The 11607-nt window shown below is 58.3% G+C and carries 12 protein-coding genes; 3 read left to right on the top strand and 9 right to left on the bottom strand.

Annotation, left to right across the window (positions count from 1 at the left end; translation table 11 throughout):
* Positions 1–42: 42 nt before the first annotated feature.
* Positions 43–405: a hypothetical protein gene (locus MTX36_RS24260; protein WP_243622193.1), complete on the bottom strand. Its 363-nt coding sequence runs from the start codon at positions 403–405 to the stop codon at positions 43–45.
* A gap of 38 nt (positions 406–443) precedes the next feature.
* Complete coding sequence (locus MTX36_RS24255; RefSeq protein ID WP_243622192.1) at positions 444–929, bottom strand: DUF3558 family protein; 486 nt, start codon at positions 927–929, stop codon at positions 444–446.
* Positions 930–1121: 192 nt separating this feature from the next.
* On the opposite strand from MTX36_RS24255, the gene MTX36_RS24250 reads away from it, so the two are divergent.
* The gene (locus MTX36_RS24250) at positions 1122–2177 is read left to right on the top strand and encodes a 2,3-butanediol dehydrogenase (RefSeq protein ID WP_243622191.1); all 1056 of its coding nucleotides are present in this window, start codon (positions 1122–1124) and stop codon (positions 2175–2177) included.
* 49 nt (positions 2178–2226) lie between these two features.
* Here MTX36_RS24250 and MTX36_RS24245 read toward each other — a convergent pair whose 3' ends face one another.
* On the bottom strand, positions 2227–2451 hold the full coding sequence (locus tag MTX36_RS24245; protein WP_243622190.1) for a hypothetical protein: 225 nt from the start codon (positions 2449–2451) through the stop codon (positions 2227–2229).
* A 211-nt stretch (positions 2452–2662) separates the two neighbouring features.
* On the opposite strand from MTX36_RS24245, the gene MTX36_RS24240 reads away from it, so the two are divergent.
* On the top strand, positions 2663–2929 hold the full coding sequence (locus MTX36_RS24240; RefSeq protein ID WP_243622189.1) for a helix-turn-helix domain-containing protein: 267 nt from the start codon (positions 2663–2665) through the stop codon (positions 2927–2929).
* A 29-nt stretch (positions 2930–2958) separates the two neighbouring features.
* Complete coding sequence (locus MTX36_RS24235; protein WP_243622188.1) at positions 2959–3339, top strand: helix-turn-helix domain-containing protein; 381 nt, start codon at positions 2959–2961, stop codon at positions 3337–3339.
* On the opposite strand, the gene MTX36_RS24230 is transcribed toward MTX36_RS24235, so the two are convergent.
* The 6 genes from MTX36_RS24230 to MTX36_RS24205 form a co-directional block, all read right to left on the bottom strand.
* A complete protein-coding gene (locus MTX36_RS24230) occupies positions 3336–5129 on the bottom strand; it encodes a long-chain fatty acid--CoA ligase (protein WP_243622187.1) in 1794 nt (597 codons plus the stop codon). The two genes, MTX36_RS24235 and MTX36_RS24230, sit on opposite strands and share 4 nt — an antisense overlap.
* Positions 5126–5587, bottom strand: coding sequence for a MarR family winged helix-turn-helix transcriptional regulator (locus tag MTX36_RS24225; RefSeq protein WP_243622186.1), 462 nt, complete (start codon positions 5585–5587; stop codon positions 5126–5128). Before MTX36_RS24225 ends, MTX36_RS24230 begins: the two co-directional genes overlap by 4 nt.
* A gap of 87 nt (positions 5588–5674) precedes the next feature.
* On the bottom strand, positions 5675–5806 hold the full coding sequence (locus MTX36_RS24220) for a putative transporter small subunit (protein ID WP_243622185.1): 132 nt from the start codon (positions 5804–5806) through the stop codon (positions 5675–5677).
* 28 nt (positions 5807–5834) lie between these two features.
* Positions 5835–7505, bottom strand: coding sequence for a sodium:solute symporter family protein (locus MTX36_RS24215; RefSeq protein ID WP_279394973.1), 1671 nt, complete (start codon positions 7503–7505; stop codon positions 5835–5837).
* Between the two features lie 451 nt (positions 7506–7956).
* Positions 7957–9327 (bottom strand): plasmid pRiA4b ORF-3 family protein, encoded by a 1371-nt coding sequence (locus tag MTX36_RS24210; protein WP_243622183.1) that lies wholly within the window; start codon positions 9325–9327, stop codon positions 7957–7959.
* A gap of 78 nt (positions 9328–9405) precedes the next feature.
* Positions 9406–11544 (bottom strand): DEAD/DEAH box helicase, encoded by a 2139-nt coding sequence (locus MTX36_RS24205; protein WP_243622182.1) that lies wholly within the window; start codon positions 11542–11544, stop codon positions 9406–9408.
* Positions 11545–11607: the final 63 nt, after the last annotated feature.

Genomic DNA, 11607 nt, shown 5'->3' with positions numbered 1-11607 from the left:
GCGGAATCGACGAGAAGATTCGCGCAAGTAACTCCCCGAAGCTCAGTTTGGTATTTCGACGTTTCTAAGTTGATCGACATTCGTCCGCTCTTGGGTCACTGCATTGTCGATACATTTCTGGAAGTAGGCTCGCATGTTGTCGACCACGGTGATGTGACTTTCCAGCGCATTGACCAGGGAGTCCGAACCACCAAAAGCCTTGTCTTGAAACTTCTTCTGAAGTGCGAGGCCCGAGGCGAGCGTACCGAATCCACTCATTCGACTCAGGATACGTGCCTCCGCGTCCAGTGCCTTGAATTCCGCAACAAGGTCGTCGCACGCCTTCAGCAGGTCGCCGGCAACTGACTTGTCCACATAGAAGCTTTCGCTTCCTCCACCGATAGACGCTTGATTATGAATTGACATCGTGCACTCATCTCCATTCGATCTATTTGGCCGTCGCTCTAGGGGAGCAACGAAACCACGATCTTGGCTACACGGTCGACGAGCACACACGGCGCCTCTGCGGGCGTGTCACCGTACGTGACATCGATGCTGATCATCGCTGTGGACTCCGTTGTCGCGAAGGCCACCATGCATGCAACGCCCTCGTCGAGGTCCCGATCGAGAAAATTGAGGACCTCCCGCCCAGCCACCTCACCTTGGCGGAAATCTCGATACTCGGGGTTCTCCTTCACATCTTCAAGGGTGTGCTTCGTAGATGTGAGAGCCAGATAGTAGTCAGCGCCCTGCCACGTGCACACGTTGAAACCAGGAAAATGGGTATCGAAAAGGTCAACTTTCTGAGATCCCGGATCGACACCGATCGTCCGCAGGTCGCCGTCACTCAGAACTGCGCACGGATCGAACATTCCAATCGTGTCGACGGGGAACGCTTCGCCCTCAACCGTCGAGGAGCAACCCCCAACTAGCGCGACTACGGCAGCCACTCCAAACGCAGTCCGACAAGCGCCCCACACCTCCACGGCATTCCCCCTCGTCGACGGACCTCAAAGTCTTGGACGCAACGAAGCGCCACCTGGTTCCCTTCGATTGCAATCCATTGCAACTCTTCACACCGAGCCACAACAGCCCTAGCGTTGATCTACCAGCGGATTCACAACGAAGTGAGGTGCGGATACATGAAGGCAGCACGGTTCCACGGGCAGAAAGACATCCGAATCGAAGACATTCCCGAGCCCGAAGTTCGGCCGGGGACTGTCAAACTGAAAGTTGCGTGGTGCGGGATCTGCGGCACCGACCTCCACGAATACCTCGAAGGTCCGATCTTCATTTCAGCGCCCGGGCACCCTCATCCTCTTTCGCATGAGAATGCGCCAGTCACGATGGGACACGAATTCTCGGGCACCGTCGAAGAAGTTGGCGAAGGTGTCACGGATGTCGAAGTCGGCGAGAATGTCGTCGTCGAACCGTATTTCGTGTGCAATGAGTGCGCTCCCTGCAAGTCGGGGAACTACCACCTGTGCACGCAGATGGGTTTCATCGGATTGGCCGGCGGCGGTGGCGGACTCAGCGAGAAGGTTGTCGTCGACCGGCGGTGGATCCACAAGATCGGCGACATTCCCCTCGACGAAGCTGCGCTGATCGAACCGTTGAGCGTTGCCCACCATGCCGTCGTTCGGAGTGGTGCAAAAAGTGGTGACACAGCGATAGTCGGTGGCGCCGGCCCGATTGGACTCCTCGTTGCGGCAGTCCTCAAAGGACTCGGCGTAACAACGATCGTCACGGAACTCAGCGACGCACGCAAAGAGAAGGCACTGACCAGCGGTGTCGCGAACTACGTTATCGATCCCAGTACCGAAGACGTCAAAGCACGCGTACTTGAAATTACAGACGGTATCGGTGCGGACGTCGGATTCGAATGCGCGGGTGTCAACGCTGTCCTCGACACGATGCTCGACACCGTCAGACCCGCGGGAGTTGTTGTCAACGTTTCCATTTGGGGCAAGCCTGCAACCATCGATATGCAAAAGCTCGTGCTCAAAGAGATCGATCTCCGTGGAACCATTGCCTACGTTCGCGATCACGAGGCAGTCATCAAGATGGTTCAGGACGGTGTTGTCGATCTGGCGCCGTTCATCACTGGCCGCATCGAGCTCGAAGAGTTGATCTCGGAAGGCTTCACAACGCTGATCGAACACAACGACACAGCCGTCAAGATCCTGGTTCGTTCATAGCGAAGGCCCGGAAGCGGTGAGCTCCCCTGTTGCTCACCGCTTCCGTCCCTTACGACGCTTCCCGCTCTTCACTGACACACAGCGCGGAGTACTTCGCGAACGCGTCTTGCAAGGTCAAGGACTTTCGCTTGTCGGCGATGTCGCGAGGCTTGGTCTGCGCAGCACATCGTCGGGCATGCTCGATCACGGCTTCACGTACGACGCTGGATATGTCCGCGCCGGTGAACTCCTGGAGGGTCTCGAGCGCCCTCAGTTCCTCTTCGTCAAATCTCACAGTTACCGATCGTCTAGCCACAAACAGGATGCTACTTCGAGTTACAGCCAATTTGGTGGGCTACGTTTCAGTGGGAACAGCGAACCCTTCCCCACCAGTCAAATTGCATTCCAATCAGACTGGTTGGAAATCGGTGGATACCACGCCGAAGGGACCTTGCCGAGCGCCTTCGCACCGACTTATGCTTGCAAAATAACGCATAGGAGGTCCGATGAGCCAGCCGCGCAGAAGTTCACCGAACCGCAATAGCCCTGTGTCCGAGATAGCCCGCATCGGTGAGAGCTTCGCTGATCGCCGAGTCCAGCTACGTCTCACTCAACAAACACTTGCCGACTTGGCCGGTGTCTCACGATCCAGTGTTCAATCACTTGAGTACGGAACCGGTTCTGTAAAACTGACGTCGGTCGTCGAGATCGCCGACGCGCTGGGACTTCGCATCCAACCGATGACAATCGCTGAGACCAAGGTTCCTCGATAAGATGACCACGACTTCGATCGGAACCCACCATGAGCATTGACCACATAGTTTCAGCAGTCGACAGCACTGCCGCCGACACAATCAAGACCGGACTGGCAGCTATCGCTCAAACATCGAGCACCTCAACAACTCTGACAATCGATGGCGTCACGATCGACGTTCCACCGGCCGTCGGCGATGCTGTAGTTCAGCTTCTGACCTACCTCGCTAACGGTGACAGCGTCGCACTTGGCGCGGTCGCCGAGCTGCTCACTACATCGCAAGCCGCCGAAATCCTTGGCGTCTCAGACACCTACGTCCGCAAGCTCGCCGACGCGGGCAAGCTCCCGATCGAGCTACGCGGAACCCACCGCCGGTTCCGGCTCGATGACGTGATGGCCTACCGGGAGCAGTTCCCCAAGCGTTCCTAGCTCTTGGCGTACATTCCTTCGATCTCTTTGGAGAATCGGTCGACAACGACGTTGCGCTTGATCTTCAGCGTCGCGGTCAATTCGCCGTCTTCTTCGGTGAGATCGCGATCGAGGATGACGAACTTCTTGATCGACTCTGCATGTGAGACAGTCGAATTGGCGTCGTCGATAGCCTTCTGCAGTTCGGCGCGAAAATCTCTGTCGTCACGCAATTCGGCGACGGTGGCGCTGGATGGTCTGCCGTTATCGACCTTCCACTTTTCGAATACTTCAGGATCAACCGTGAGAAGTGCAGTGATGTACGTCTTTCCGTCACCGACGACGACGGCCTGCGACACGATGGAATGCGAGCGGATGCGGTCTTCCATCGGGCCGGGTGAGACGTTCTTGCCACCCGCCGTCACCAGCAGATCCTTCTTGCGGCCGGTAATGGAAAGGTAACCGTCACTGTCGAGTTCGCCGAGATCTCCAGTTCGCAACCAACCGTTGTCAAAGGTATCTGCGGTTGCCTTCTCGTTCTTCCAGTAGCCCTTGAAGACCACTCCCCCGTTGAGTTCGATCTCGCCGTCCTCCGCAATACGAACTCCGTTGCCGCCCATAGGCCGTCCGACAGTTCCGATCTTCTGCGCACCGGGGATGTTGACGCAGTGAGCTGCCGTGGTTTCGGTGAGACCATAGCCCTCGTAGATCGGGACTCCGAGGCCGCGGAAAAAATGACCGAGTTCCGGTGTGAGTGCGCCGCCGCCCGAGATGGCGAACCAACATTCGCCGCCGAGAGCTGCGCGCAGCTTCGAGTACACAAGCTTGTCGGCAACAGCGTGCTTTGCCTTCAGGATCAGCGAAGGGCCACCCTTGTCGAGCGCTTGGCTGTATTCCTTGGCGGTTGCTTCCGCGAAGGCAAAGATCGCGCCGGGCACCTTGCCACCCGACTCCGCCTTGCGGGCCGCACCGTCGCGAACCTTCTCGAAGACACGAGGGACACCAAGAATTGTATTGGGCTTGTAGCGCTCGAATTGGGTTGTGATGGTAGAGAAATCAGACCAATGCGCCTGCGAAGCTCCCGCCTCGAAAGTTGCCAAGGAAACGGCGCGAGCAAGAACGTGCGCGAGGGGCAGGAAGGTGAGGACGCGGTTACCGGGAACAGCAACCTCGCCGATCGAGGCGGTGAGAATGCCGCGCACCTCGGACAAGAAGTTGCGGTGAGTGAGGACGCACCCCTTCGGGCGTCCCGTCGTTCCGGAGGTGTAGACGAGCGACGCTAGATCGTCGGCCTTGATTCCGTCGAGTCGCTTCTTCAGTTCGGTGGCGTCGATGTCGATGCCACCCTGGGTCAGCGTCTCTACGGCCCCGGCGTCGATCTGCATGACCGCCTTGAGGGTGCTGGGCGCATCCTCAAACAGTTTCTCGTGGGTCCCGGTCTCGACGATAGCCATGACGGCTTCGGAGTCTTCGAGGATCCAACTGACCTGTCCCTGTGAGGACGAGTCGTAAATCGGGACCGTCGCCGCGCCGGCTGCCCAAATGGCGAAGTCGAAAAGCGTCCACTCGTAGCGCGTCGCCGACAGCAATGCGACGCGGTCACCGGGCCCAACTCCGGCAGCGATCAGGCCGTTCGCGACGCCCGTGACCTGCTCGGCGAAGTCTTTGGCAGAGACGTCGATCCAGGTATCGCCCTTGGGCCGGGAGAATACCGTGAGGTTCGGGGTCCGCTCGGCGTGGGTGAAAACTGTGTGCACCACGGACTCGTTATCGGAGATGACGAACTGGGCTTTAGCGCTGTAGTCACTCACAGGTTTTCATCTCCGTTGGTCTGCGATTCGGTGCTGATTCTGAAACGGTGAAGTGCACGGGCAAATTCTGCGATCTCGGACTCAGACCAATCCTGCAGCCTGCTGGTGACTTGGTCGAGTCGACGCGCGTCGGCGGCATCAAGATACGTGCGGCCGGCGTCCGTGAGGTGGAGCGGGTTGCCCTGACGAACAGGTCCGGGGTCGGCAAACACCCAGCCTGCGTCGATACATCCGCGTACCTGCCGCGAGATGGTGGAGCGGTTGACGCCGAAGACGTCGGAAATCTCGGTAGCTCGGCAGCCGTCGTTGCGGCCGATAAACGAGAGGAAAGAGTGTTGCGCGATGGACGGCTGATCATCGGATTGGCGATCGCCGGTCATCAGCTGACGCGTCAGGTGCACCAGTTCGTCATGGACGGCTGGCGGGCCGGTGAGCGATTTCGCTCCTGCGTGTTGCACTGAGCAACTATAACGCCAGTCCCCATACCCAACGCAAGGTGACCGCCACCACGGACAGCGAATTGCGTCCGTGATGACGGTCAGTGCCTACACCAGATCTTCGCCGTTGCGGCGAGCGTCCAGCCAGTCCTTGATGAATCCCCGACTGATGACCGCCAGGACGACAGCGACCAACACAGGCCAGATCAGGACGTAGATGGTCAGTAGAGCTGTACTCATTCGTACTCCTTCAGTTTTGAGGCGACAGCTATCTGCCGGACACACCCAGCTCGGAAACATCGTCACGCGGATCCGTCTCGGGATCCTCATCATCGAAGTCACCTGTCCGCTGCTTGATCAACTCGAAATCGAACGTCTCGCTCTGGTTGACCGACATCGCGAAGCACACAACGGTACTGACGGCATAGGCGACCAAAGATCCACTGAGCGTGGGGTAATCGTGGAGGAAGCCGATCGCGAACGGTGCGGAGATCAGGATCGCCAGCCCGCCGACGATCTGTGCAGCCTTCAGCCCGAAGAATCCGAAGGTCATGAGCCCCAGCACCACTCCGATACCGATCACGGAGACGATGTCGAAGAGGATTCCGATCACACCGTCCATCGGCACCCAGCTGAAACGCACGGGCAAGAACGCGGCGAGCGCCACGAGTACCGACACGGTGAAGGCCTTGTTGGTCACCTTGCCCCAGTAGAAGCTCGCGATGACAGGGAATACGAGCGCACCCCAGAGAGCTCCGACAAATACCAGTAGATCCAGAATGCTCAATTGCAGACTTGCCAATGCAATTGCAACAGCCGTCGCGACGATCATCGTCACTCGGCCGATGAGCAGCATTCGTCGCGGATTGGCCTTACCCGTGACGGTCTGGCCGTACACATCAGTCATCATGATCGACGAGAGTGCAGCCAGATCCGAGTCCGCCGTTGAAGACAGTGCTCCGATGATCATGACAAAGAAAACAGCCAACAAGATTCCTGGCAGGTACGACGCCGCCATCTGCGGAATCAGGTTGTTGACGTCGCCGCCCATCGGCTCGACTCCGAGGTACAACGCGAGGACACCGAGCATGCCGACGCCGATAACCGTTGCGCCGTAGCCCACTGTCGCGGTGATGAAGGTGGGCTTGATCAGGTCTTCGCGGACCGCGAACAATCGCTGCGCGATGGTCTGGTTTCCGATTGCATAGGCAAGCACTGCCGCGATGTACGGCGCGCCTTGCTCGAAGAAGGCGACACTCGAGAAGAAGTTGCCCTGCTCAGCAGTGAGGTTGCTGGCGCCGCTCTCGAAGGCTGCGGGGAATCCTGCCGCGAAGAAGATGAACGGCACCAAAACGACTACTGCGCCGAGCATTCCGATCAACTGCACAAAGTCGGTCAGCACCGAAGCACGGAAACCGGACCACAAGGTGTACAGCAGAACACCCAGCGCAACGATAAAGACGCCCTGGATGAAGTTGAACGGGGACAGCAACGAAATCAGCAGACCACCAGCGAGGAAGTTCGACATCAAACTGATGACGCTGCCGACGATGTTGGATCCCGCAAGCATGAGCTGGCTGGAGCGCCCGTGGCGCGCATACATAACTTCGGCCAGGGTGTGGGCCTTGGGCGCGACTTTGCGAATTCGCTGCCCGAACGGATAGATGAAGAGAATCATCAACGCGCCCCACAGTCCGTAATGAATCGGACCTGAAATCCCGTAGGTATATCCGGAGGTAGCGGAAGCGTACAGCGACGACGCCCAAATCCACGTGGCCGTCATGCTGGCAGCCGAAACACCGAAACCCAATTTGTTGCCGGCGGTCATAAACTCGTCAGCGTTTTCCTGCTTCTTACCGATACGAAGAGAAATAAGAAAAGTTCCACCGTAGAAAGCTACTAGTAGTGAAACAATAACCAACGTACTGAACTGGACCATATCGGATCCTGTCACGTCACATCCTTCGTTAATAATCGACAGAACAATGCGTAAAGATCCCAGTTTCGAATCTTTACGCTCTGTTGCTGCACGTCCGAGGAGTAACCGTCAAACCAACACCGGTCACATATTCAATTGACTAACAACACACACAATCGCCGAACGAAAACCTATACCTCCATTGAGCGAATACTAGAGAGCCGAGCCGACACATAAGGTCAATGCATCGAACATCGAGGCGGTTTCAAGCTTTTGGCTCGACCACCCAATTCAGCAACTGGAAATTGACCATAGCATGACCCCAGTTTTACGACACAAAATCCAAAATTTCCAATCCCTCGAAATTCGAGCATTTCACCGACCAAAAAGTGCTTTCTTCCAGCGCATATAACAAATTCATATCGAATGAAATCAGTCCACGATCCGATCCGTTCGACACCGAATTCTTCGTCTACATCGACAGGACCATTCGCGCGAACCCGCGGCCCCATTCCGGATCGCACGGAACGTCTCGATCGAGCGGGTTCTCGGCGATAGCGCCCGTCATTCGCAGATACAACAGGGTGTCCCCTACGACCGAAGTCCAGTCGTCGTCCACGAGTTTGGTTCCGCTCTCCGTACGCCAACCCAAGGCAGTAAGCCCCTCGATCATCACCTCGCTCCGCTCGGCCTCCGATAGGCCAGCGGCCAACGTGAGTAACAGGATTCGGCCAGCCTCCTGCGCAAGCTCACCTTTCCCCAACGGCAGCACCGAAACGATATGCCGCCACAACTCACCTCGATACGCGATCATCGACTTACCGAGTCTGGTGAGAATCAATGTGCCTCTGTGTTTTCGGACCAACTTGAGAGTCTTCGCTACTTCCAGTAACTCTGAGAGCTGTGCGCTACTGCCGGAAGTGGTATCGATCCACTCACTGCCCCAATCGAGTTCGTCGCGAGCTGACGCAACCTCTTCCGGCGGAAAGCATCCGGACGCAGTCAACCCGATACCGTCTCCGTTTGCATGATTCAGCAACCAATACAGATGGCTGAGCGCTCCCCCACGCATTAGATCGAAATCCATACCGCCGATACCTTGAAGTTCAGCCTTCGAGACGGCGGAGAAAAGTCTCGGCGCTGAGTGAACCGAGATGCGGCGCAATATCTTTGCGAACTGCGAATCGAGGACGGGCGGGTACTTCTGCAGTGCCATCATGGTGTCCACTGCCGTGTTGACCTCCTCCAACACGAAGTGCTCGGAATCAAATCCTGCGGAATCCGTCTGCTCATCAAGAAACTTGCGGTAGCCCATCGGACCCTCGCAATCCTCGGGTGGGCATGCCCGTTCGCCACCGAAACAGCAAGGCTCAGCAATCGGACCACGTTTGACGATCTGCCCGAGAACAAGCATGTGGCTCCACCGTGCCTCGAAGTTGTACTCGTACCGCAAGTGGTCCCCCACCTCGAACAGCACCTCATCGAGACGCACTTCGTCCTCGCCGAACTCGTCCTCCTCGCCGGTACCATCGCACTCGATCACATCCCGCATGATGTACCGGTCGGGGCCGAGACTCGATGTGCGTTTCATGCCTACCCACTGATGTTTGTGTTGGTCGCCCCACCCCATTAGTACCTGCACAACCGAATGCAGTTCGTCGAGTTGGATATTCGACGGCACTGAGAATCGCCGCCAGATGGGCGGCGTGACACCGTCGAGTTCGATCGTCACCAAATAGTTGACAACCGTCCGACTACCCGACCCTCCAGGCGCCGGGCGCTCCTCACTGGACGCCGGCACCAACTGCAGGTGTGATGATTTTCGAACTCGTCGAATCGTCATTGATGGAGACTAGAACGGACCCCCGACAGGTTCGAGATCACCTCTGCCGCAATGCTGTCGGATTTGTCGGGCTGTGGCTCACCGTGACAACCTTGCCTGCTCGGCCCGCACAAAATCTTGTTCAGTTGGCGCCGCAGCAGACTCCCATCCGGTTTCGACGGATCCTGCGTCGGACTCCTTGGCATGGCTTCGTCGCGCATACTCGTCGAATAGATCTGACTTCTTCGCCAGAGTTGCACGCATCATGACGTCGACGCTGTCCTTGGCCAGTAGTCGGTGCACCTGCACCGTCCGCACCTGCCCCATCCGGTGAGCCCGCGCGATAGCCTGCGCTTCCGTGCTCGGTTTCCATTGCGGCTCAGCCAGAATGACGACGGACGCGGCCTGGATGTTCAATCCGACTCCCCCAGCTTCGATCTGCGACAGCAACACAGCATGCCCCGCGTGGGCTGTGAACTCGTCCACCAACCGCTGGCGTTCAGCCGTGGCGGTTGCGCCGGTAATCGGCCCGAACACCTTGCCAGGCAGCGAGTCTCGAATGATGTCGAGGACTCCACGAAAGTAGGAGAACACCAGGACCTTCGCCTCGTTCTCCGTAGCTTCCTCCACGATCTCGACCATCCGCTCGAGCTTCGCGGACCCTGAGCGCACTGCGGGCGCGTAGGCCGCTTGACGCATCGCCATGAAGTTGCCGCTGTGCACCGCAGACCGGTACGCCGACGCATCCTTCGCTCCGAGTAGCACCCAGTCCTCGACCTCGATCAATTCGGGAAGTTCGGTCAGTACGTCAATCTGGTTGCGGCGCAGATATACCGGAGCAACGATCTTTCGAAATCCCGTCGCTCCGGAGAGACCGTCACGGACATGGATTTGCCCCGCGACAGCTGGCTGAACGTAGCTCACGAGGTTCTTGAATTCCTCGACTCGATTTTCCATCGGTGTACCGCTGAGAAACACTGCCCATTCGCAAGAATCGAGCACAGTCATCACCGCGCGAGCGCGCTGGGTAGCGGGGTTCTTGATGAAGTGCGCTTCGTCGACGATCAACAGGCTCGGCGTCGTGGTCAGCGTCAATGCTTTGAGCGTGTCGAAGGTGGTTATTGCGACGCCACCCCACCGCGCCCACTCGCTGAGGTCCGCGTCCCGCTCGCTTCCGTGGATCTGCCACGGCCGCAATGTCGTGTGCTTCGCCGTCTCGTTCATCCAGTTGCTGACCACACTCGCGGGACACACAACCAAGACGTGGCGCTTGTCCTGCGTCGCCAAATGAGCCGCGACAGCGAGGGCTTGGACTGTTTTGCCGAGGCCCATCTCGTCGCCGAGAATCGCCTTGCGTCGGGATAGTAGATACTGCGCGCCGAACGCCTGATATCCGCGCAGAAACGATCTCAGGTGTGTCCGATCCAGTGTGACGCGGTCTGCCGCATTCACCAGGTCGCGGGAAATGAAGCCGTGCGTCGCCTGCGCTTCCTCGACAGTGCCGATCGCGACGAACTGACTCAGCAGTGCGTTGATCGTTGCCGCATCGCGCTCGTATTCGGTCCACGGGTCGTCATGACTCGGTGGCGGGTGAGCGATTGCGAGTAGCTGCGCCCGTAAATCCGCGAGCCCAGGGTCCGACGCAATGGCGATGATCTGCTGAAGTGCTGCTTGTGCTTCCGCTCGCTTGCCTTTGCCCGAGAAGAAGCGCGCCAACCTGCTGCCCGCACGTTGCGCCGGCATCCGCAGGGGATCGACCTGCTCTTTCAGAGACGCGATCGGACCACGCACTTGCTCAACCGCGGGTTCCGCATGCCGCAGTCTGAGCAACAGTCGCAGAATCTCGGTGTCTGCCTTCGACATGCTGTCCGGGTCCAACCGGAATCGCGTCTCCGAACGCACCCGCTTCTGCTGTGCAAGTGCTTCGGCGTGGATAGCGGCAGCAGATTGCGGCCCGATGCCAGGAACAGTCGCCAGCGTCGCCGCCGACGAGTTCGCTACATCAGCCACCGTCCGGAACCGTGACTGCGCCAAACCTCCCATCCGGGTGCCTTTAGGCAGGGCGTCGTTGAGGTATTCCGCGGGGACCGCGCGCAGCGCGGCATCGATCTGAGCATCAAGCGCCCGAGTGACGGCGCTCGCAATCGATGCTCGCACCGTGCGCGGTGTGTCGAGTGCTTGCTGTCCGAGAGCGAACAGCGCATCGAGTGAGTTCAACGTCTCATCCACATCGGACATGATCCATTAGGTCGATTCCGGTGTGTTCCGGCTACCGTGGACATGACATCCACCGCACCAAAA

Origin of the sequence: Rhodococcus sp. ARC_M6, assembly GCF_022810305.1 — a bacterium.
Lineage (GTDB): Bacteria > Actinomycetota > Actinomycetes > Mycobacteriales > Mycobacteriaceae > Rhodococcus_F.
Note: the sequence above shows the minus strand (reverse complement) of the source record. Positions and strands in the feature narration are given on the sequence as shown.

What these genes read in the sequence shown, in the direction of transcription:
- MTX36_RS24220 (WP_243622185.1), bottom strand. Translation starts at nt 5,806, where the DNA reads ATGAGTACAGCTCTACTGACCATCTACGTCCTGATCTGGCCTGTGTTG.
- MTX36_RS24250 (WP_243622191.1), top strand. Translation starts at nt 1,122, where the DNA reads ATGAAGGCAGCACGGTTCCACGGGCAGAAAGACATCCGAATCGAAGAC.
- MTX36_RS24260 (WP_243622193.1), bottom strand. Translation starts at nt 405, where the DNA reads ATGTCAATTCATAATCAAGCGTCTATCGGTGGAGGAAGCGAAAGCTTC.
- MTX36_RS24205 (WP_243622182.1), bottom strand. Translation starts at nt 11,544, where the DNA reads ATGTCCGATGTGGATGAGACGTTGAACTCACTCGATGCGCTGTTCGCT.
- MTX36_RS24240 (WP_243622189.1), top strand. Translation starts at nt 2,663, where the DNA reads ATGAGCCAGCCGCGCAGAAGTTCACCGAACCGCAATAGCCCTGTGTCC.
- MTX36_RS24235 (WP_243622188.1), top strand. Translation starts at nt 2,959, where the DNA reads ATGAGCATTGACCACATAGTTTCAGCAGTCGACAGCACTGCCGCCGAC.
- MTX36_RS24215 (WP_279394973.1), bottom strand. Translation starts at nt 7,505, where the DNA reads ATGGTCCAGTTCAGTACGTTGGTTATTGTTTCACTACTAGTAGCTTTC.
- MTX36_RS24210 (WP_243622183.1), bottom strand. Translation starts at nt 9,327, where the DNA reads ATGACGATTCGACGAGTTCGAAAATCATCACACCTGCAGTTGGTGCCG.